Below are 21,418 nucleotides of genomic sequence, written 5' to 3'. Positions count from 1 at the left end.
GTTCAGAAAGTTGCATCAGTGGTGCGATTAACCGGCAACTTTCTGCGCCGGATCATGCTGCTACCAGTAATTCCTTGGCATTGGCCAGCGTGCGCTCTGTGATCTCACTGCCGCCCAGCAGGCGGGCCAGCTCGCTGATCCGTGAGCTTTCATCCAGCGCTTTCATCTGGGTTTCGGTCTGGCCTTTGGCGGTCTTTTTAGCAACAAACATCTGCTGATGCCCGCAACCGGCAACCTGCGGCAAGTGGGTCACACAGATCACCTGTGTCGATGTGCCCAATGTGCGCAGCATACGGCCGACAATGGCAGCTGTCGGGCCACTGATACCGACATCCACTTCATCGAAAATCAGGCTGGGTGTTTCCACTTTCTGGGCTGTGATCACCTGGATGGCCAGAGAGATACGTGACAGCTCACCGCCCGAGGCGACTTTGCCCAGCGGCTGCAGTGGCTGGCCCGGGTTGGTGGAGACCATAAAGGTAATGGTGTCGAAACCCAGCGGGGTCAGCATACGTTCCGGATCGCTGTGGATATCAATCTGGAAAATCGCTTTTTCCATGCTCAGCTCATGCATGCTGTGCGAGATTTTTTTGTTGAGCTCTTTGGCGTAACGCTGGCGGCTTTTGCTCAGCTTTTCCGCGCTGTCGAGAAAGCTCAGGCGTTTGGCTTCAACCGCATCGGCCAGAGCATCGAGTTTTTCGTCGCTGCCGTCCAGGTTGTCAAGCTCCAGCAGCAAATCCTGATGTTTCTGCCACAGTTCCGCAGGCATCACATAGTGTTTACGGGCCAGCGACATAATTTTCGCCAGACGCTCTTCGAGATAGACCAGCCGTTGTGGGTCCATATCCAGATCATCCATATAGCCGCGCAGCTCCTGGCTGGCTTCCTGTACCTGAATAATGGCTTCTTCCAGCATCGGGGCCAAAGTGCTGAGCTTGCTGTCCATTTCACCCAGCTCAAGCACTTGCTGGCTGGCTTGCTGCAGTAACTGCAGCGCATTGACCTCATCTCCTTCGTACAGCAAGGCGAGGGCATGCTGGCTGGTAAGCGCCAGATCGCCGGAATTGGACAGGCGCTTGTGCTCTTCTTCGATCTCAGCAAATTCGTCTTCGCCCAGCGCCAGATCATTAAGCTCTTTAACCTGATACTGGATCAGCTGCTTTTGCGCTTCGTTATCGGCACGGCTCTGGCTCAGACGGTTCAGCTCATTTTTGGCATGCCGCCAGGCCTGATAGTCACTGCTGACTTTTTCCATCAGGGCATGGTGGCCGGCATAGTTGTCCAGCATTTCCTGCTGGTGCTCCGGGCGCATCAGCAACTGGTGTGCATGCTGACCATGGATGTTGATCAGCAGCTGGCCCAGCGCTTTTTGCTGAGAGGCGGGCACCGGGCTGCCATTGATGAAGCCACGGGAGCGGCCTTCTTTGGTCACCACGCGGCGAAGGATACATTCGTCGCCTTCAATCAGCTCGTTGTCTTCCAGCCAGCGGCGGGCCGCCTGATTGTTGCGCAGCGAGAAGGTTGCGTGAATTTCTGCTTTGTCTTCACCGGGGCGGACCATGCTGGCTTCAGCACGATCGCCCAGGCATAAGCCAAGGGCATCAATAGCTATAGATTTACCTGCACCGGTTTCACCTGTGATGGTTGTCATCCCAGATTTCATTTCAAACTCGAGATTTTTGACAATTGCAAAATTAGAGATCGTCATGTGTGCCAGCATCTGTGTTCACCTGTCTAAATCAACACCTGTTTATTTGCACAGTATATACTGTATCTACATACAGTAAAGTGGTGGCAAACGGATTTATGGTGAAAATTGTGATTAAGGTTAAGTTTCTGATGACATGAAAAAAGCCAGCGCAAGGCTGGCTTAACAAAGACATAGGTTTGATTTCAGAACAGCTTGCTCGACCAGCCTAACTTGCCGCGCAGTATGTTGTAGTAGCTGTAGCTTTTCGGGTGGATCAGCTGCAGGTGATCCGGACTCTGGTAGATGTGAATTTCATCACCCGGGCTCACGGGCAGCGACACCTGTCCGTCGCAGCTCACTTCCAGTGTGCGTCCGTCGTCAGGGACAATCAGCTTGATCCTGCGGTTGCCGTCCACCACCAGCGGGCGGCATGACAGCGTATGGGGAAACATAGGCACCAGGGTAATGGCATTAAGGCTCGGCGAGAGAATTGGGCCGCCGCCGGACAGCGAATAGGCGGTGGAACCGGTTGGGGTGGCGATGATCAGGCCGTCGGAGCGCTGCGAAAACGCAAAGCTTTCATCGATATAGACCTCGAACTCAATCATATGGGCGATTTTGTCCGGGTGCAGCACGGCTTCATTGAGTGCGGTATTGCGGCTTTTTATCTGGCCATGACGGTGAACTTCGGCTTCCAGCAGGAAACGCTGTTCGGTGACGAACTCGCCGTCCAGCACCTTTTCCAGCTCCTGCTCGAAGTTGTCCGGATCTAAATCAGTCAGGAAGCCCAGATTACCGCGGTTAACGCCGATCACTGAGATATCAAAGCGCGAGAGTACCCGTGCGGCGCCTAACATGTTACCGTCCCCCCCGACGACAATCGCCAGGCTGGCGCGGTCACCTATGGTGAGCAAATCGCACAGCGCTTCAGCGGGCACATCCAGATCATGGGCAAGACGATGATCAACCAGTACCTGGTAGCCTTTGGCGGTCAGCCAGGTGTAAAGGCTGGTGTGGGTGTGAAGCGCGTCAGGATTTCTCGGCTTGCCAACCAGGGCGATGATTTCAAAAGGGCGCGTCATGTCCTTGATCCAACGGGTAAGAATGGGGCCAGTATAGCCTTAGCCATAAGGAAATGTCGCCCTTTGTCGTCGATATCGGGTTGAATCGTTGAACTTCATCCCCATAATATGCCCATCACGTTTTAATAGTGGCCGGCAAGTTGCGCCTTGCGTAACCTACCGGCCATGCATATCACCCTTTTTGAGCTTAGCGGAGTAGCGAAAGCATGAGCAAGAAAGACGAAGTGTTGAACGAAGAAGAACTGCAGCAGGCGCAGACGGAAGCAGCAGGCGCTGAAGCGGCTGCAGACAGCGCGGAAGAGCTGACGCTGGACGAGTTGGCACTGTCCCGTATTGAAGAACTGGAAGCCGCGCTGGCTGTCAGTGAAGCCAAAGTGAAAGAGCAGCAGGATTCAGTACTGCGTGCCCGCGCGGATATTGAAAATATGCGCCGTCGTACCGAGCAGGAAATCGACAAAGCCCGTAAGTTTGCGCTGGAAAAATTTGCCGGTGAACTGCTGCCTGTGATCGACAACATGGAGCGTGCGCTGGAACTGGCTGATAAAACCGACGAGACATTAAAGCCAATGCTGGAAGGCGTTGAGCTGACCCTGAAAACCATGACGGACACGGTAGAGAAATTCGGTCTGAAAGCCATCAACCCTATGGGTGAAGCGTTCAACCCGGAATTCCACCAGGCGATGTCGATGCAGGAAAGCGCAGAGCATGCGCCTAACACCGTCATGATGGTGCTGCAGAAAGGGTATGAGCTGAACGGCCGTGTGGTTCGTCCGGCTATGGTGATGGTCGCTAAGGCGGCACCAGGCAGCAATGTCGACACTCAGGCCTGATGTGCCTGACGGGCAGGCCGAGTGATGAAAGCCCACTCTGGTGGGTTTTTATTTTTTACATTTTTTTTCGACCTGCCCCTTGAAAAGGTCTCTGATGGCCTTATTTAGTAGTCATACGATAGCGTAATTGAATTAATTGAGGGCCTTGGCCCCCATGCTCGATTCTGCATTACGCAGAACGAAGCCAGTAAACCAACGAATTTCGGAGAAAGCCAGATGGGTAAAATCATTGGTATTGACTTGGGTACAACCAACTCATGTGTAGCTGTACTGGATGGTGATAAGCCACGCGTTATTGAGAACGCAGAGGGTGATCGCACTACGCCTTCTATCATCGCTTATACACAAGATGGCGAAACACTGGTCGGTCAGCCTGCGAAACGTCAGGCGGTGACAAACCCAGAAAATACCCTGTATGCAATCAAGCGTCTGATCGGTCGCCGCTTCGAAGACGAAGAAGTACAGCGCGACATCGAAATCATGCCTTTCAAAATTGTGAAAGCAGACAACGGTGATGCTTGGGTGGAAGCGAAAGGTCAGAAAATGGCCGCGCCTCAGGTTTCAGCAGAAGTGCTGAAGAAAATGAAGAAAACCGCTGAAGACTACCTGGGCGAGAAAGTGACAGGTGCAGTAATCACTGTTCCTGCTTACTTCAACGATGCTCAGCGTCAGGCTACCAAAGATGCCGGCCGCATCGCGGGTCTGGAAGTGAAGCGTATCATCAACGAACCGACTGCTGCTGCTCTGGCTTATGGCCTGGACAAGCAAGGCGGTGACCGCACTATCGCGGTATACGACCTGGGTGGTGGTACTTTTGATATCTCTATCATCGAGATTGATGAAGTTGAAGGCGAGAAGACGTTTGAAGTACTGGCAACCAACGGTGACACACACCTGGGTGGTGAAGACTTTGATAACCGTCTGATCAACTACCTGGTTGACGAATTCAAGAAAGATCAGGCCATCGATCTGCGTAAAGATCCACTGGCGATGCAGCGTCTGAAAGAAGCGGCAGAAAAAGCGAAAATTGAGCTGTCTTCTGCTCAGCAGACTGACGTGAACCTGCCGTACATCACTGCAGATGCGACAGGTCCTAAGCACATGAACATCAAAGTGACCCGTGCCAAGCTGGAGTCACTGGTTGAAGATCTGGTACAGCGTTCTCTGGAGCCAATGAAAGTGGCACTGGCTGACGCCGACCTGTCTGTAGGCGAAATCACTGACGTTATCCTGGTGGGTGGTCAGACGCGTATGCCTATGGTTCAGGCCAAAGTGGCAGAGTTCTTCGGCAAAGAAGCACGTAAAGACGTCAACCCGGACGAAGCCGTTGCCGTAGGTGCTGCGGTTCAGGGTGGTGTACTGGCCGGTGAAGTTAAAGACGTTCTGCTGCTGGACGTGACCCCGCTGTCTCTGGGTATCGAAACCATGGGCGGTGTGATGACCAAGCTGATCGAGAAGAACACCACGATTCCGACCAAAGCGGAGCAAGTGTTCTCGACAGCAGAAGACAACCAGAACGCGGTAACCATCCATGTTCTGCAGGGTGAGCGTAAGCAGGCGAACTTTAACAAGTCCCTGGGTCAGTTCAACCTGGAAGGTATTCAGGCAGCACCTCGCGGTATGCCTCAGATTGAAGTTATCTTTGACCTGGATGCTGACGGTATCCTGCACGTGTCTGCGAAAGACAAGAGCACAGGTAAAGAGCAGAAGATCACTATCCAGGCATCTGGCGGTCTGAGCGACGACGAAATCGAGAAAATGGTTCAGGAAGCAGAAGCTAACAAAGAAGCGGACAAGAAGTTCGAAGAGTTAGTCTCTGCCCGTAACCAGGCTGACCAGCTGGTACACGGTACCCGTAAGCAAATCGAAGAAGCGGGCGACGCACTGCCTGCCGATGAGAAAGAGAAGATCGAAGCCGCGGTGTCTGAATTGGAAGCAGCACGTAAAGGCGAAGATAAAGAAGCGATTGATGCCAAAGTACAGGCACTGATCGCGGCTTCTCAGAAGCTGATGGAAATTGCCCAGCAGCAAGCTCAGGCCCAGCAAGCGGACAGCGGTGAGCAGACTCAGTCGAAAGACGACGATGTTGTAGACGCCGAGTTCGAAGAAGTAAAAGACGATAAAAAATAAGAGTGTGATCTCATAATCTTATTTGGGCACGGGCGTTTGGGGATACTCTTACGCCCGTAGCTGTATAAGCAGGTGACAGTTTAACTATGTCAAAACGTGATTTTTACGAAGTGTTAGGCGTAGGCCGTGACGCCAATGAGCGTGACATCAAAAAGGCCTACAAACGTCTGGCGATGAAGTACCACCCGGACCGTAATCCGGGCGACGACACGGCGGCGGACAAGTTCAAAGAAGTGAAAACCGCTTATGAAATTCTGACCGATCCTCAGAAGAAAGCGGCCTACGACCAGTATGGCCATGCAGCCTTTGAACAAGGCGGTATGGGCGGTGGCGGCGGCTTTGGCGGCGGCGCTGATTTCAGCGACATCTTTGGCGATGTGTTCGGCGATATCTTTGGTGGCGGTGGCCGTCGTGGTGGTGGTCAGCACCGTGCTCAGCGCGGCGCCGACTTACGCTACAACATGGAGCTGACCCTGGAGGAAGCGGTACGCGGCTGCAGCAAGGAAATTCGCGTTCCCACCCTGGTAAACTGTGATACCTGTGAAGGGTCAGGGGCGAAGAAAGGTTCCTCGCCAACGACCTGCGGAACGTGTCACGGTGCCGGCCAGGTGCAGATGCGTCAGGGCTTCTTCGCGGTACAGCAAACCTGTCCTCACTGTCATGGCCGCGGCAAGATCATCTCTGATCCTTGCGGTAAGTGTCATGGCCAGGGCCGGGTTCAGGAAACCAAAACCTTGTCGGTGAAGATTCCTGCCGGTGTGGATACGGGCGATCGTATTCGCCTGACCGGTGAAGGTGAAGCCGGAGAATTCGGTGCGCCAGCCGGGGATCTCTACGTTCAGGTGCACGTACAGAAACACGCTATTTTTGAGCGTGACGGTAACAACCTGTACTGTGAAGTACCGGTCAGCTTTACCATGGCGGCACTGGGCGGTGAAGTGGAAGTCCCGACACTCGATGGTCGTGTCAGCCTGAAAGTACCGACGGAAACCCAGACCGGACGTATGTTCCGTATGCGCGGTAAAGGCGTGAAGTCTGTCCGTGGCGGTGCGGTTGGCGATCTGATCTGCAAGCTGGTGGTTGAAACACCGGTGAACCTGAGCACGCGCCAGAAAGAACTGCTGCAGGAATTTGAGAACACGCTGGCAGGCTCTGATGCCAAAAAGCACAAGCCGCGCTCGGAAGGTTTCTTCGACGGCGTGAAAAAGTTCTTTGATGATCTGACCGGTTAACCTCTGAGTCACTTATATCAAAGGCCAGCATAATGCTGGCCTTTGTCGTTTCTGCTGGTGCCTGTTGGCGCCAGCTGCTTTACCAGCATTCAGGCGGGACAGTGGTGCCATTGTGTAACAGCGCAATAGAGCCGCATTCCTGCTCGCCATCTTTGCTTTCGGCCCACAGCCTGTATGTGCCACTCTCCAGTGCAATCCGGTAAGAATAGAAGGGGTTGTCATAGCGGCAGGCAGGGCAGAGCGCGGCGGACAACTGCGCCGGATATGCCTGGCCCTGAGAGCGCTGCTGTTCAATGGCGAGCTGCAGCATGATGAGATCGGCCTGGGCCTGACGCAGATAGGCTTTTTGCTGGTGTGCCTGATAGGCCGGCAGGGCTGACATCGCCAGTATGCCGGCTATGGTAACGACAATCAGCAGTTCGATCAGTGTCACTCCCTGCTGGCTTCTTGATTTCCTCATCTTTTTTTCCTTTCGATTCATGTCACTAAGTCGCTATTCCGCAACTGCATCTTGCTGTTGTTTTGCCATCCTATTGCGCGGTGAAAAAGGTTCGGGAGCAGGTCAGGTGCGAAGTTGGGAGTCAGCGACAGAAAACATGCCATTCAGGCAAACGCGGTTACATTGTGTTGCGAGCGTCAGAGGGATGACGCTGATTGAAGCCATAGTGGTGTTGTCTGTCATTATGCTGATCGCCACCGTGGCCGCGCCTTCCTTTTCGGAGGTCTTTGCCACTCAGCGTCTGCACCGTCTGGTCAGTGAGCTGGAATGGTTGCTGGTCCAGGCCAAATCGGAAGCTGTGATGCGCGGCGAAGAGGTGTCGATGGGTTTAGAGACCGTTCCGCACCATGCCGTGACGTCGCAGCCCGTAACGGATGACTGGACAATCCTTGCCAGGCTGGCAGATGGCGAGCCGGTAATAAAACCGCTGTCCGCTGCAGATTTTCCGCACCTGACGCTGTCGCGCAGCTTTGCCAGTGATGTTCTGACAGTGGACAGTCTGACAGGACGCCCCCACGCCGCAGGCAGCTTTTTTGTCGGCCGGGATGACAAGCCGCAGGTCAGGATCACTTTCAGCAATGTCACCGGCAGAGTCTATGTCTGCACTCTGAGCGGGGAGGCCGGTTATGCCCGGTGCTGAAACCCTCAGCAGGCAGGGCGGCTTCAGCCTGGTAGAGCTGACGGTCGCGACAGCCTTGAGCCTGATGGTGCTGTCCTTGCTGGTGCATTTGCTGATGGCCGGAAAACAGGCGGCACTGAGCCGTTCGCTGCAGCTGATCCTGGCTCAGGACGTGCAGGATGCGTGGCGCATGTTGTCGGGGGATGTACGTCGGGCCGGTTTTCAGACAGCAGAGCCGGGGATGCCGCTTTTATTGCCGGGGGCGACGCACACAATACATGTTACGGCCGGACATTGTCTGGTGATGCGTTACGAACTGGCTGGCCGCGCTGTGGTAAAGGCCTATTACCGGCAGGACGGTGAGTTGAGAGTACGTTCGTCGCACGACACTTTTTCTAGCCCGGAGCAGGCATGTCAGGGTGGACAGGCACTGCTGGACTCGCGCTGGATGACAGTGACCGGCTGGCAGATTCAGTCTGACACTTACCAGGCTGAAGGCGTCCCGGGCCAGCAGTTGTCTGTCCGTCTTTCTGTCTCATCGCTGGACGGCTCAGCGCAGCTTGATGAAACGATGGCGCTGAGGGTCAGGAATCCGTGATGAAATCTCAGTGTGCCGCTGTCAGGGTCCAGCAAGGCATCAGCACTTTACTGATGAGCAGCCTGACGCTGTCTGTGGCCATGGTGTTTGTGCTGACCAGCTACAGCACCAGCTTTTATCAGGTCAAGCGTGCTCAGAATACCGTGTTTTCACGTCAGGCATTCTGGCTGGCAGAAGGCGCTCTGGCTTGCGGGCTTGGCCTGCTGGCTGAGCATTATCAGCGTCAGCCGGTCAGTACTGATCCACCGGCGTTTTCTGACAGCGGGTCAGACGTTTGCCAGTCAACACAAGGCGACGGGCATATGGCGGTGCAGATTGCGCCTCTGGCGGACGGCCGCTATCAGGTAAGCGCCGAAGCCTGGGTGGCCGGCAAGGCCAGAGTCAGGCTTCAGCACATTGCTGTGGTGAGGGTGTGTAACTCAGGTGCAGAGCCGTTATCGGCCAGCAAAGAGCAGGAACAAGAGTGCGTGGCTCTGGGCTCCTTGCCGCAAGCGCAAGAGCGGCTGGTTTATCAGGTCCGCTGGCTGCGCGGGACCTGGCATGATGTGTAATGTCTTAAAACCGGCAGTGAACAAACAGCAGGGGGCCAGTCTGGTGGAGGTGCTGGTGTCGCTCCTGCTGGTCAGTGTCGGTCTGGCCGGTCTGATGAAGCTGCATGCCTATCTCAGCATACAGGCTGATAATGCCCTGGTCATGCTCACTGCGGTGAATCTGGCGGAATCGCAGCTAGAGAAACTGCACCTGGAGAGCCGGCACCTGAAGAATCAGCATCTGGAGAGCCTGTACTCAGCAAGTCTGCGTGCTGATCCTCAGCCGGGACAGCTTACGCACACCCAGCAGCATGCTTTGCAGAGCGTGACTATCCGTTTGCAGACTGTGGTTGGTCATGACACACAGCCCGGTGGCCTCTCAACGGTGACGGTACAGGCAAGCTGGCAAGATCGCTGGCACCGGGAGCATCAGGTGACTCTGGAGAGCAGAATGCCGCTTGCCCTGCATTAAGTCTCAGCGGTAATTTTCTGCTGTGGGTAAGTCCTGTCAGTGCGGACGGGCAGAATCTGCCGGTACGCGTTAAGGTTATAGAAGGGGAGAATACACAGGGATGAGCTTTTGGGTTGCAATGCTCCAAAAGCTGTACAAGCTGATCATGTATTAAATATCAATGTGTTATCTTTGATTGGTTTGCCGTGATCCTTTTGCATGAAATGCTGTACAAGACAGAGCTGGCTGATAGCTGAAAAGCTGTACATGGTGGGTTGGCGCGTCTGACACTCAGGCGGCTACAGCACGCCAGTCTCAATATTGAACAGCAAATAAAGTCAGTCCCATGGTGTATGCTTATGTGACTATGATCGCAAATTTATGACAAGGTGGCGCCCGGTGCTGAGCGTAAATAGTCAACTAGCCCTCTGGCAGTGTTTGGGTGGTGTACGGCATGCTGTTCTGGCGGCTGACAGGCGAGCGGCTTTGCTCGCCTGCCTGCTGTGCTTTGGTGGCGGACTGGGCCTGAGCACAGAGGTGGCTGCGACGCCCTGGGAGCAGTTTCGTGCCCCGACGGCAGGCAGTCCGCAGTCGATCGGCAGTTACAGCAATGGCTGTCTGGCCGGCGCCAAAGTATTGCCCGCACAGGGGGAAGGCTATCAGAGGGTCAGATCCGAGCGCGGGCGCTTTTACGGTCATGAGAGCATGATTACTTTTCTGGAGCAGTTGTCGGCGAAGGCGAAAAAATTGCAGCTGGGTAATTTGCTGGTCAGTGATATCGCCATGCCGCGCGGCGGTCGGTTTCGCTCAGGGCATGCCAGTCATCAGACCGGGCTGGATGCCGATATCTGGCTGACGACCTTAGACCAACCGGCCTCTCAGCAGGCCCTGCCTGAGCTGCAACCTTTACCTATGGTTGATCTCAAGGCATACCGCATTATCAAAAACAATTGGTCGGCCAGCCAGGCGAACCTGATTCAGCTGGCGGCGTCAGATGCTAACGTGGCGCGCGTATTCGTCCACCCTGTCATTAAAGAACAGCTGTGTGACGCGCAATGGACAGATCGCAGTTGGCTGCGCAAGGTAAGGCCCTGGTGGGGCCATTACTATCATTTTCATGTCCGGCTGCATTGCCCGCAGGGAAGCCAGCAATGCAAGGAACAATTACCGCCGCCTCCGGGCGATGGCTGCGGGGCAGAACTGCTTTCCTGGCAACCCAAACCTGCTGCGGAAAAGAAAACGGCCAGTGCCAAGCCGGTTAAGCAACGGCCTGTGCTGAAACCGCTTCCGCCTGCGGGTTGCATGGCGATGCTGAATGCCCCCGCCCGGGATGCGGACAGAGACAAATACGCCCAAGAGCAGCGTGCGCTCAGGGAGCAGTCTCAGTAACGCAGTTACGCCATTCCCTGCAAGATCACAAACTTCTCAAGCAATTGCTCCTCGGTCTCGACATGTGCGGGATCGAGGATAATGCAGTTATTGATCGGGCAGACTGACTGGCAGGTCGGTTTGTCGTAATGGCCCTGGCATTCGGTGCAGCGGTCAGGATCAATCTCATAGATCTCCGCCCCCATACTGATGGCATCGTTCGGACATTCGGGATCGCACATGTCACAGTTGATGCATTTGTCTGTAATCAATAAAGCCATAATGTTTACGTCCGAGGAAGTTCTTGTCACAGGGTAAAGCGGGTGTGCGATCCATTGCCGGGTAACTGCGCTTTGTGATGTTTCCCCAAAAAATGAAAGGAGTTAAAGCGGCAAAAAGTGTAGCACAGAAGTCAGGAACGCCCAATAACTTGGGGAAAACGGGTGTGTTATCGCCAATAACGGGCTAATTCAGTGATTTAACGTTGTTTCTTCCTCAGCCGCAAATCAATAGTGTTCTGGCAATGTTGGTTTTTTATGCCATGGCTGACAAAGCGGCATCCGACATTATTGTTGAAATTGAGTGCATTATATCAAGGGCCATTGTGATCTGTGGTTCCAGGATGATGCGGGGGAGTGGTAAATGAAGGTGCGATTAGACCCCATAGCGTTGATCGTTGTTTCTATCTTACTGGGTTGGGGATGGACGGAAGTAACGACAGAGCCTGTATGCCAGCAGGAAATGGTACAGCAGGGTGTGCGGTATACTATCCCTATCAAATGCTCAGATATTCCCAATGTGACGGTGAGTAGTTAGTCTGCCACCGTATTGCAGAGGATCAGCAATACGGTGGCGAACAGAAGCCGGTCAGACCGCGTTAGGGTTACGGGTGGTTGCACCGGCATTGAGATTGCGCATCAGTAACGCGAAGGGCAGCGCCAGATCTTCCGGCACAGGAATAAACACGAAATGTCCGCTGCCTTTGGCATCTGCAATGATTTCGGATTTACGGTTTTCCATGTGCTCCAGGGTAAAGGTGACGTTGCCGTTCGGTGTCATCAGCTCCAGGCTGTCACCCACCAGAAATTTATTTCTGACTTCGACTTCCGCCAGCGCACCGCGGCGCTTGCCGGTGAATTCGCCCACGAACTGCTGGTTATCCGAAATAGAGTAACCGTAGTCGTAATTCTGGTAAGCATCATGGGTATGACGACGCAGGAAGCCTTCGGTGTACCCGCGGTGAGCTAGGCTTTCCAGTGTCGACATCAGGCTTTCATCAAACGGCTTACCGGCCGCGGCATCATCGATCGCTTTACGGTACACCTGTGCCGTCCGGGCGCAGTAGTAGAAAGACTTGGTGCGGCCTTCAATTTTCAGCGAATGTACGCCCATTTTGCTCAGGCGCTCAACATGCTGAACCGCGCGAAGATCTTTGGAGTTCATGATATAGGTGCCGTGCTCGTCTTCAAACGCCGCCATTTTTTCATCTGGCTTGTGGGTTTCGCTCAGCAAAATGACCTGATCGGTCGGTTTGCCTTCACCCAGCGTGGGCGCGACGTCCTGCATCTGTACCGCGGAAGCGGCTTGCTGCACTTCTACAATCTGGCCGGCATCGTCTTCTTTGGCGGTTTCCGCCTTGTATTCCCAGCGGCAGGCATTGGTACAGGTGCCCTGATTAGGATCCCGCTTGTTCATATAGCCAGACAGCAGGCAGCGACCTGAGTAGGCCATGCAAAGTGCCCCGTGAACAAAGATTTCCAGCTCGGTTTGCGGGCATTTTTCACGGATTTCTTCGATCTCTTCCAGCGACAGCTCGCGGGATAGAATGACCCGCTCAATCCCTTGCGTTGACCAGAACTTTACCGTCGCCCAGTTTACCGCATTGGCTTGCACCGACAGGTGGATTGGCATGTCAGGGAAGCTTTCTCTTACCATCATGATCAGGCCGGGATCGGACATGATTAAGGCGTCAGGGCCCATGTCGACAATCGGGGTCAGATCGCGGATAAAGGTTTTAAGCTTGGAGTTATGCGGCTGAATGTTGCACACCACGTAGAACTTTTTTCCCTGGGCATGGGCTTCGTCGATACCGATTTTCAGGTTGTCGTGGTTGAATTCATTGTTGCGCACACGCAGGCTGTAACGGGGCTGGCCGGCATACACGGCATCGGCACCGTAGGCGAAGGCATAGCGCATGTTCTTCAGGCTGCCGGCAGGCGATAGCAATTCAGGTTTAAACATAACTCGGGTTTCCCTTTTGGGTCAAAGTCTGATGTCAGATCAGGCCGCACTCCTGCTCACTGTTAAGAGTGAATTCATGGGAGGCGGAAAACAGAGGGCGAATTTTACTGTGAAGGCGGGGAACTGGCAAATATCCTGAATCTTGTTAAGGGTATTTAATGGCACAAAATCTGACAGAAATTTCAGGTTGATGTGAAGTTTGTTCCATAATCTTTGTGTTATCTGTATGAATATTAGGGGTCTTTGCCGTTTACGCTTACTGATGAACGGTTTATTTTTATTGCATTGAGTTGGATATCAAAAATGGATATAGCGTCTGTCATTTCGTCTGTGTTTAGTATTTGGGTGGTAATGGCAATACTGGTTATTGTCATACTGCGCTCTTCTATCAAATTTGTTCCGCAAAATACCGCTGTGGTCGTTGAACGATTCGGTAAATACCACAAGACCATGGAAGCGGGTCTGAATTTTATCGTGCCTATGATTGACCGGGTTGCCTATACGCAGACTCTGAAAGAGCAGGCGTACGATGTGCCGAGCCAGTCGGCCATTACCAAAGATAACATCTCCCTGATTGTTGACGGGGTGCTCTATATCAAGCTGATCGACCCTTACAAAGCCAGTTATGGCGTCGATAACTATATTTTTTCTGTCACTCAGCTGGCGCAGACCACCATGCGCAGCGAAGTGGGGAAAATGGACCTGGATAAGACGTTCGAAGAGCGTGAGAACCTCAATACGGCCATTGTGTCTGCCATCAACGATGCTGCTTTGCCTTGGGGGGTTCAGGTACTGCGATATGAAATCAAAGATATTGAGCCGCCACGTTCAGTACTGGACGCCATGGAGCGCCAGATGAAAGCCGAGCGGGAAAAGCGGGCGGTGATCCTGGAATCTGAAGGTAAGCGCCAGAGCGAGATCAATATCGCCGAAGGTATGAAGCAGGCCCGGGTACTGGCAGCAGAAGCGGAAAGATCCGAGCAGGTTCTCAAAGCCGAAGGTGAAGCGCAGGCGATTCTGGCGGTCTCGAAAGCCGAAGCCGATGCACTGGCGATTATCGGCCGGGTGGCGTCTACCGAAGAAGGGCAGAAGGCGATACAGCTGGATCTGGCAGGTAAAGCCATTCAGGCCAAAGAAGCGATTGCCAAAGAATCCTCTGTTGTTCTGTTGCCTGATGCCTCTTCTTCAGCATCAAACATAGTGGCAGAAGCCATGACTATTATTCACCAGCTCAACCGTCAGCAGGGCAATTCGGCTAAACAGGCCGGAACACAAGAGGAACAGTAATGATGGCGGATTTTTTGGGCCTGAGCCCGGCCCAGCTGACCATAGTGATCGGCCTTATCCTGCTGGCCGTCGAGGTCTGGATGCTGGGGCTGTCGACTATCGTTTTGCTGGCCCTTGGCGTGTCAGCCATCCTGACCGGTATTCTGGCACTGGTGGGTGTGGTGCCGGAAACCCTGACTGCCCTGGTGGCGGTCAGCGGTATCGGCGCGGGCGTACTGACGCTGCTGTTGTGGAAACCGCTGAAACGATCGCAAAAAGCGGAAAAACCGAAACAAAATATCAGCAGTGATTTTATCGGCCTGACGTTCCGGCTTGATGCCGCACTCAGCCATGAGCAGCCGGGCACAGTGAAGTATTCCGGCATCAGCTGGAAACTGATACTCAGCAGCGATTACACCGGTGAGCCGGTGGAAAAAGGGCAGGAAGTGGAAGTGGTGGCGGTGGATGTCGGCCGCTTTACTGTCAAGCCGGTGAATCACGATTAAGCCAGTGCTTGCTGCGATTTCTTTCCTTGAAAAGGGGGAGGGAGTGAACCGAGAGTGCTGGAATCACGAAGATTCCCTCCCCTTGGCAAGGGGAGGGTTAGGGTGGGGTTGGTAACGCGGGCACAGTTTGTGCGTGTGCGCACTGTCATACCGTCCCTCTAATCAGACGCGTTCTTCCATGCCGCCCAGTTCTTCAAACAGGTTGGGCAGTATGGCGGACAGCTCGCCGCACATTAAGGACAGATCAGCATCCAGACGCTGCGCCATGTCTTCACGGTCGATGTCGTCATTTTGCTCTCTGAGCTCATCGGAAAATTTCAGGCGCTTGAGTGACAGATCGTCGCCCAGCACAAAATCGATGCGCTCCTGCCAGTTGATAGCCAGCTTGGTCACCACTTTATCGGCTTCGATATGGGCCAGAATTTCATCACAGCTCAGGTCCTGCTGCTTACAGCGGATCACCCCGCCGTCTTCCAGAATGGCTTTCAGCTCGGCTTCTTCACCTATGGTAAAACCGTTGGGGGACTGGCCGGAGCGTACCCATTCTGTCAGTGTCTGCGCCGCCGGTTTGGCCACAGTCACAGGCACAACCGGCAGGCTGCCGATGGATTTACGTAACAAGCCAAGCAGATCTTCGGCTTTTTTGAAGCTGCCGGCATCAACCAGCAACAATCCCTGCGCCGGCATGATCAGCGCATAGGTGTGGCTCTGACGGCTGAAAGCGCGTGGCAGCAGATCTATCACGATCTCATCTTTCAGGGTGTCTTTTTCATTTTTCTTCAGTTTACGGCCCTGCTCTTTCTCCTGCATCTCCACTTTGGCATTGAGTGATTCTTTGATCACCGAGGCAGGCAGCATTTTTTCTTCTTTGCGGGCACAGATCAGAATGTTGTCCCCGGCAAGATGAGTGAACATATCACCGTGTTTGCCCAGTGCTGAAACCCAGCCGAATTTTTGAATATCCTGGCTGCCACAAGGGGTAAAGCGGAATTCTTCCAGTTGCTTCTCAAGCTCTTCCGGTTTGAAGTCAATCTCGCGACTGAAGCGATAGGTAAGCAGGTTTTTAAACCACAGCATAGTTGTGACTGATCCTAGGTGTGTGCATTGGGCCGACAATCTTATACCCAAGTTGCCTCACTTTGCTAGGTTCAGTGAGGTTTGCAAGCAGCACGGGCTGAGACCACCGCCGGTATCCCCGTGGCCTGGCGGCAGAAAATCGTGTCTGGCTGTCGCAATTTTTTCTGTTGATCTGACCGTGATAGCATCTGGCTGGGGTACAATCGGCCCTTATCTTTTCTCTGGATCTCTCAGTATTTACACTAACGGCATGAAAATACTTCACACCTCAGACTGGCACCTCGGGCATCAATTGCATGGCTATCAGCGCGATTATGAGCACCAGCAGTTTCTCGACTGGCTGGCCGATACGCTGGAACGCGAACAGGTCGATGCCCTGCTGGTGGCCGGCGACATCTTCGACAGCGCCAATCCGCCGGCCAGTGCCTGGCGTATGCTGTACCGTTTTCTGGCCCGGTTAGCGAAAAGCCTGCCGGAGCTGAACGTGGTGATGACAGGCGGCAATCATGATTCGCCCAGTAAGCTGGATGCGCCTCATGAACTGTTAAAAGCCTTTGACCTGCACCTGGTCGGCGGCATCAGCCGTGATGATCAGGGCCGGCTGGAGATGGACAGATTGCTGGTGCCGCTGACCAACCGCAGCGGCGCCACGGCAGCCTGGGTACTGGCGGTGCCGTTTCTGCGCAGCAGTGATCTGCGTACTGACGATCTCAGCGAAGACGATGATCGCCTGATCAAAGGCGTCGAAATACTCTATCAGCAGGTAACCGACGCAGCCCGGGCGGTTCGGCAGCCGGGTCAGGCACTGATTGGCATGGGGCACGTCTACATGGCTTCCGGTCAGTTGTCTGAAATGTCTGAGCGCCGGGTGCTGGGCGGAAACCAGCATGCATTGCCAGCCTCTGTCTTTCCCGATGATCTCTGCTATGCCGCGCTGGGCCATCTCCATCTGGCCCAGCGGGTCGCGAAAAAAGAGCACATCCGCTATTGCGGCTCGCCGCTGCCTTTGTCGATGTCTGAACGCCACTACAAGCATCAGGTGGTGTTACTGACACTTGAGGCTGAAACCCTGTCCGGCATTACCCCGCTTCCTGTGCCCAGAGTGGTGGATATGCTCAGAGTCCCGGCTGAACCTCAGCCGCTGGAGCAGGCTCTGAACGCCCTGAAAGCGTTAGCAACCGGGGATGGCCCGAGGGAAACCCAGCCTTATCTGGAAGTGCCGGTGCTGCTTGATAAGCCTCAGGCGATGCTGCGGGAGAAAGTGCTGCAGGCGCTGGAGGGGAAAGCGGTCCGGCTGGCCAAAATCACCACCCATTATCGTCAGCAGCAAGATGCCCCTTCGCTGGCGCATCAGCGCTTGTCTGAAGTGAGTCCGCAGCAGGTGTTTGCCCTGAGCTGGCAGCAGAAATATGACGGACAGCTACCCAGTGCGATGCGTGAGGCATTCGAGTCATTACTCACGCGCATTGACGATGAAGAAGACAAATAACGGCAGACAGAGACGATGAAAATTCTGGCTTTGAGGGGCGAAAATCTCGCCAGCTTACAAACACAGTTTGAGATTGATTTTGCCACCGGGCGTCTGGGCGAGGCCGGTTTGTTTGCCATTACCGGCAAAACCGGGGCCGGTAAATCCAGCCTGCTGGATGCGATTTGTCTGGCGTTGTACGACCGCATTCCGCGTTTGCAGTCGAATAAAAAAAATGATGCGGAAATCGGACGCGGCGACGACGAGAACCGCATCCGAGCCAACGATGTCCGCAGTATTCTGTCGCGGGGTAAAGCGGAGGCGTTTTCCGAGGTTGATTTTCAGGCCAATGATGGCTCCCGTTGGCGGGCTCGCTGGCAGGTGCGCCGGGCCAGAGGCAATGCGGCAGGCCGCGTGCAGCCTTCTGAGCAGTGGCTGGAAAACCTGGAGTCCGGGCAGCGGTTTGCGGGTAAAAAACAAGAAGTGCAGGTAGAAATCGAGCGTCTGATTGGCCTGACATTTGAGCAGTTCCGCCGGGCCGTGATGTTGCCGCAGGGCGAGTTCGCGGCATTTCTGAAAGCCGCTGCTGATGAGCGCGCGTCTTTGCTTGAGCGCATGACAGGCGGTGAAATTTACGGCCGCCTGTCGGTGGCCGCTTATGAAAGAGCCAGAGAAGAGAAGCTGAAGCTGCACCAGCTGCAGGATAAGCTGGGTGATATTGCATTGCTCAGTGACGATGAAAAACAGGCACTGAACGCGCAGATCGCCGCCCTGAAAACCCAGCTGGCCGAGCTTGATGCGCGGCTGGCGGCGCTGAGCCAGCATCAGCAGACGCTGAGCACAGAGAAAACGCTGCAGGAGCGGGTGGCGCAGAGTCAGCAGGCGCTGACTGAGGCGATCGCACAAAGTACCCAGGCCACTCCCCGCATTGAATACCTGGCTAAGCTTGAGACAGCCCAACCGGCGCGGGCCGATTTTACTCTGCTGACCCAGTCCGTCCAGCAAATCGGCCGTCTGGAGGCCTCACTGAGCGCGGCTCAGCAGGCGCTGGCGCAGGATCAGCAGCAGCGACTGGATGCCGATCAGGCCGTAGTACAAGCCAGGCAGTCACTAGAACAGGCGCAGCAAGACTGGTTGCAGCTGGAACCCAAACTGAAACAGGCGCAGCTGCTGGATCAACAGCGGCAGGGGCTGGAGCAGCAACATCAGCTGCTGGAACAGGATGCTCAGGCGCTGCAACAGCAACTGGATCAGGAAGACAGGGATTATCAGCACCAGCAGAGTGCACAGCAGCAGCTGCAGGCGCAGGGCCGGCAGCTGTCTGAGCAACTGGAAGACAATCGCGCCCTGGCCGCGGTGGCCGAACAGATTCAGCCGGTGCTGGATAACCTGAAACAGTATCTGACCGCTCACCGTTCCTTGTCCCGGCTCAGGAAAGAGTTGCAGCAGGGGCTGCAGGCGCAGCAGGCATACCAGCTCGATGACAGCAAGCTGAAACAAGAGAGTGAGCGCCTGCTGACCCAGCGGCAGCAGCTGGAGAAACAGCGGACGGAGCTCAATGTTGACGAGGTCAGCGCGGCGCAGGAGCAAAGTCAGCAGGCTTACCGCCGCTCTCAGCAACGTCTTGATGATTTGCGTCAGGCGATGGCCGCCACACAGGAATGGTGTGGTTTGCTGGATCACCAAAGCCGGCTGATGCAGGAGCGACAGGAGCTGGAGTCAGCCAGTCAGCAGACAGAGCAGAAATTGCAGGCATTAGTGCCTGAGCTGAATCTGCTCAGCGCACGGGCGGAAGAGTCTGAATATCAGTTTCAGCAAAGCCAGGCTGTGCTGCAACTGAGCGATTACCGCAGCCTGCTGAAACAAGATGAGCCATGCCCCTTGTGCGGCGGGCTGGATCATCCTTATGCGGCCAGTCATCCGGCAGTTGATAGCCTGCTGGAACAGCACAATCAACGCCGGCAGGCACTGGCGAAGCAGTTACAGGCGCTGGAAGGCGAATGCCATCATCTGGCGCAGCTGGTACCGCAATATACGCAACGCCTGGCGGTGATCAACGACGAGCTGGCCAGTATCGCTGTGGTATCTGCAAAGGCGGCGGTTCAGGCGACCGACTGCGCCAGGGCGGTGCATATCGAATTTACTGAGCAGATGCCGCTGGCCTCACTGCGCGAACAGCTGGCTGCCTGGCAGCATGAGACCGGGCAATTATCCCCGCAACTGCGCCAGCTTCAGCAGCAGTATGAAAGCGGCCAGTTGCGCCTGCGGCAGGCCAGAGAGCTGGAACAGCAGTATCAGCAAGCGGTACAGGCTGAAAACAAACTGGCGCATGACATCCATCAGTTAGCTCAGGGAGAAGCGGGCCGGCAGGCCAGACTGACCTCGCTGGAAGAGCAGTGCGCCGAACAGCAAACCCTGCTCAGTCAGCGGGCCGAGACCCTGAACAAACAGTTCGGCAGCGAGGCCTGGCTGGAGGGCTTGCGTCAGCAGGGGGAAGAGCAATATACCCGCCAGTTAACCCGGCAGGCGGAGGATTACCTCAAGTGGCAGCAGGATCTGCTCACCACTGACAAACAACTGAATGCGTTGGCCCCGGAGCTGGCGCAGCGCCAGACCCGCATTCAGAATCTGCAGAAACAGCTGGCAGAAGCGAAGAACAAACAAGCGGCCCTCAAGAGCCAGCTTGAGCAGCTATGGCAGGAAAGAACAGCACTGGTGGGTGAGCAGGCACTCACTCCGTTAGAGTCGCAGCACAAAGCCTTATTAGAGGCGGCCCGTCAGTCGCTCAGCAGCAGCGAGCAGCAGCAGCGACTGGCCGGTGAGCGCCATGCTGCCACTCAGTCGGCCTTGAACAGCACGCAGCAACAATTACAAGAGGCCAAAACGGCGCACAGTGCAGTGCTGCAGCAGTGGCAGGGCTGGCATCAGAAGCTGGGGATGTCGGAGCAGGAACTGATGGCCCTGCTGGGCAAAGATGAGGCCTGGCTGGCGCAGGAAAAAGCGGCGCTGCGGGTGATTGAGCAGGCACAGGCTGACGCCCAGACCCGGTTGTCCGAGCGGGAGCAGTCGCTGAAAGATCATCAGCCCAGTGTGGATGCCGCCAAAGCCTGGCTGACCGCGCAGGGCATGGCACCGGAGACAGAACGCCAGAGTGAGCATCAGGCGCAGTGGCAAGCGGACAAGCAGGCACTGGAAGAGCAGCATTTTACCCAGCGACAGCGTGTGGTGCAGGCGGAGCAGGCCGAACAACTGGCCGGTACCCTGACTCAGCAGCTGCAGCAGCAGCAAGCGAGCACTGATCTCTGGCTGGAGATGAGTGAGCTGATAGGTTCTGCCAACGGGAATAAATTCAGAACCCTGGCGCAGGGACTGACATTGCAGCAACTGGTACTGCTGGCCAATGAGCATTTGCAGGATCTGGCGCCGCGCTATGCCCTTCAGCCTGTGCCGGGCAGCCCGCTGGCGTTGCAGGTTGTCGATCATGATATGGGCGATGAAGTGCGCAGCGTTGAGTCATTATCCGGCGGGGAGAGCTTTCTGGTGTCGCTGGCACTGGCACTGGCGCTGGCTTCACTGGCGGCCGATACCCGCCAGCTGGGTTCGCTGTTTATCGATGAAGGGTTCGGCACCCTGGATCCTGACAGCCTGGAAATGGCACTGGCCTGTCTCGATGCCCTGCAGGCCGATGGCCGCCAGATAGGGGTGATCTCCCATGTCGGCACGCTGGTGGAACGCATTGGTGTCCAGGTGGCGGTCGAAGCGATGGGCGGTGGCCGCAGTCGGGTACGGATCCTGGGCTAAAGCGGAATAAATCGCGGATATCATGACAGT

Annotated in this window: 19 protein-coding genes; 13 read left to right on the top strand and 6 right to left on the bottom strand. The window is 55.2% G+C overall.

Annotation, left to right across the window (positions count from 1 at the left end; genetic code table 11):
* Positions 1-52: 52 nt before the first annotated feature.
* Positions 53-1,720 carry a DNA repair protein RecN gene (recN, locus tag H511_RS0114780; protein ID WP_027253000.1) on the bottom strand — a complete coding sequence of 556 codons (1,668 nt, stop codon included), beginning with the start codon at positions 1,718-1,720 and terminating at the stop codon, positions 53-55.
* Positions 1,721-1,893: 173 nt separating this feature from the next.
* A complete protein-coding gene (nadK, locus tag H511_RS0114775) occupies positions 1,894-2,772 on the bottom strand; it encodes an NAD(+) kinase (RefSeq protein WP_027252999.1) in 879 nt (292 codons plus the stop codon).
* A 206-nt stretch (positions 2,773-2,978) separates the two neighbouring features.
* Between nadK and grpE the strand changes: the two genes are divergently transcribed.
* The 3 genes from grpE (at position 2,979) to dnaJ (ending at position 6,964) form a co-directional block, all read left to right on the top strand.
* A complete protein-coding gene (grpE, locus tag H511_RS0114770) occupies positions 2,979-3,602 on the top strand; it encodes a nucleotide exchange factor GrpE (RefSeq protein WP_027252998.1) in 624 nt (207 codons plus the stop codon).
* A gap of 216 nt (positions 3,603-3,818) precedes the next feature.
* The gene (gene dnaK / locus H511_RS0114765; protein WP_027252997.1) at positions 3,819-5,732 is read left to right on the top strand and encodes a molecular chaperone DnaK; all 1,914 of its coding nucleotides are present in this window, start codon (positions 3,819-3,821) and stop codon (positions 5,730-5,732) included.
* An 86-nt stretch (positions 5,733-5,818) separates the two neighbouring features.
* Complete coding sequence (gene dnaJ / locus H511_RS0114760; protein WP_027252996.1) at positions 5,819-6,964, top strand: molecular chaperone DnaJ; 1,146 nt, start codon at positions 5,819-5,821, stop codon at positions 6,962-6,964.
* Between the two features lie 79 nt (positions 6,965-7,043).
* Here dnaJ and H511_RS25120 read toward each other — a convergent pair whose 3' ends face one another.
* Positions 7,044-7,424: a type IV pilin protein gene (locus H511_RS25120; protein ID WP_051288218.1), complete on the bottom strand. Its 381-nt coding sequence runs from the start codon at positions 7,422-7,424 to the stop codon at positions 7,044-7,046.
* 106 nt (positions 7,425-7,530) lie between these two features.
* Between H511_RS25120 and H511_RS24155 the strand changes: the two genes are divergently transcribed.
* The 5 genes from H511_RS24155 to mepA all read left to right on the top strand — a co-directional run bounded on the left by H511_RS24155 (position 7,531) and on the right by mepA (position 11,050).
* Positions 7,531-8,103: a pilus assembly FimT family protein gene (locus tag H511_RS24155; RefSeq protein ID WP_155804894.1), complete on the top strand. Its 573-nt coding sequence runs from the start codon at positions 7,531-7,533 to the stop codon at positions 8,101-8,103.
* Positions 8,090-8,680, top strand: coding sequence for a ferredoxin reductase domain-containing protein (locus H511_RS0114745; RefSeq protein ID WP_027252995.1), 591 nt, complete (start codon positions 8,090-8,092; stop codon positions 8,678-8,680). Before H511_RS24155 ends, H511_RS0114745 begins: the two co-directional genes overlap by 14 nt.
* Positions 8,680-9,231 (top strand): hypothetical protein, encoded by a 552-nt coding sequence (locus tag H511_RS0114740; protein WP_027252994.1) that lies wholly within the window; start codon positions 8,680-8,682, stop codon positions 9,229-9,231. Before H511_RS0114745 ends, H511_RS0114740 begins: the two co-directional genes overlap by 1 nt.
* The gene (locus H511_RS24150; protein WP_051288214.1) at positions 9,221-9,682 is read left to right on the top strand and encodes a prepilin-type N-terminal cleavage/methylation domain-containing protein; all 462 of its coding nucleotides are present in this window, start codon (positions 9,221-9,223) and stop codon (positions 9,680-9,682) included. Before H511_RS0114740 ends, H511_RS24150 begins: the two co-directional genes overlap by 11 nt.
* Before the next feature lie 378 nt (positions 9,683-10,060).
* A complete protein-coding gene (gene mepA / locus H511_RS23515; RefSeq protein ID WP_338091550.1) occupies positions 10,061-11,050 on the top strand; it encodes a penicillin-insensitive murein endopeptidase in 990 nt (329 codons plus the stop codon).
* A 5-nt stretch (positions 11,051-11,055) separates the two neighbouring features.
* Here mepA and H511_RS0114725 read toward each other — a convergent pair whose 3' ends face one another.
* A complete protein-coding gene (locus H511_RS0114725; protein ID WP_027252993.1) occupies positions 11,056-11,310 on the bottom strand; it encodes a YfhL family 4Fe-4S dicluster ferredoxin in 255 nt (84 codons plus the stop codon).
* A 361-nt stretch (positions 11,311-11,671) separates the two neighbouring features.
* Between H511_RS0114725 and H511_RS24675 the strand changes: the two genes are divergently transcribed.
* Complete coding sequence (locus H511_RS24675; RefSeq protein WP_155804892.1) at positions 11,672-11,845, top strand: hypothetical protein; 174 nt, start codon at positions 11,672-11,674, stop codon at positions 11,843-11,845.
* Between the two features lie 51 nt (positions 11,846-11,896).
* On the opposite strand, the gene trhP is transcribed toward H511_RS24675, so the two are convergent.
* On the bottom strand, positions 11,897-13,270 hold the full coding sequence (trhP, locus tag H511_RS0114720; protein ID WP_027252992.1) for a prephenate-dependent tRNA uridine(34) hydroxylase TrhP: 1,374 nt from the start codon (positions 13,268-13,270) through the stop codon (positions 11,897-11,899).
* Positions 13,271-13,573: 303 nt separating this feature from the next.
* Here trhP and H511_RS23510 point away from each other — a divergent pair, with 303 nt between their 5' ends.
* Positions 13,574-14,557: an SPFH domain-containing protein gene (locus tag H511_RS23510; RefSeq protein ID WP_051288211.1), complete on the top strand. Its 984-nt coding sequence runs from the start codon at positions 13,574-13,576 to the stop codon at positions 14,555-14,557.
* Positions 14,557-15,042, top strand: coding sequence for an NfeD family protein (locus H511_RS0114710; protein ID WP_027252991.1), 486 nt, complete (start codon positions 14,557-14,559; stop codon positions 15,040-15,042). Before H511_RS23510 ends, H511_RS0114710 begins: the two co-directional genes overlap by 1 nt.
* 162 nt (positions 15,043-15,204) lie before the next feature.
* On the opposite strand, the gene rdgC is transcribed toward H511_RS0114710, so the two are convergent.
* Complete coding sequence (gene rdgC, locus H511_RS0114705; RefSeq protein WP_027252990.1) at positions 15,205-16,116, bottom strand: recombination-associated protein RdgC; 912 nt, start codon at positions 16,114-16,116, stop codon at positions 15,205-15,207.
* A 253-nt stretch (positions 16,117-16,369) separates the two neighbouring features.
* On the opposite strand from rdgC, the gene H511_RS0114700 reads away from it, so the two are divergent.
* Positions 16,370-17,608 (top strand): exonuclease SbcCD subunit D C-terminal domain-containing protein, encoded by a 1,239-nt coding sequence (locus tag H511_RS0114700; protein ID WP_027252989.1) that lies wholly within the window; start codon positions 16,370-16,372, stop codon positions 17,606-17,608.
* Between the two features lie 15 nt (positions 17,609-17,623).
* A complete protein-coding gene (locus H511_RS0114695) occupies positions 17,624-21,388 on the top strand; it encodes an AAA family ATPase (protein WP_027252988.1) in 3,765 nt (1,254 codons plus the stop codon).
* Positions 21,389-21,418: the final 30 nt, after the last annotated feature.

The sequence above is a fragment of the Photobacterium halotolerans DSM 18316 genome (assembly GCF_000425165.1).
Classification (GTDB): Bacteria; Pseudomonadota; Gammaproteobacteria; order Enterobacterales; family Vibrionaceae; genus Photobacterium; species Photobacterium halotolerans.
Note: the sequence above shows the minus strand (reverse complement) of the source record. Positions and strands in the feature narration are given on the sequence as shown.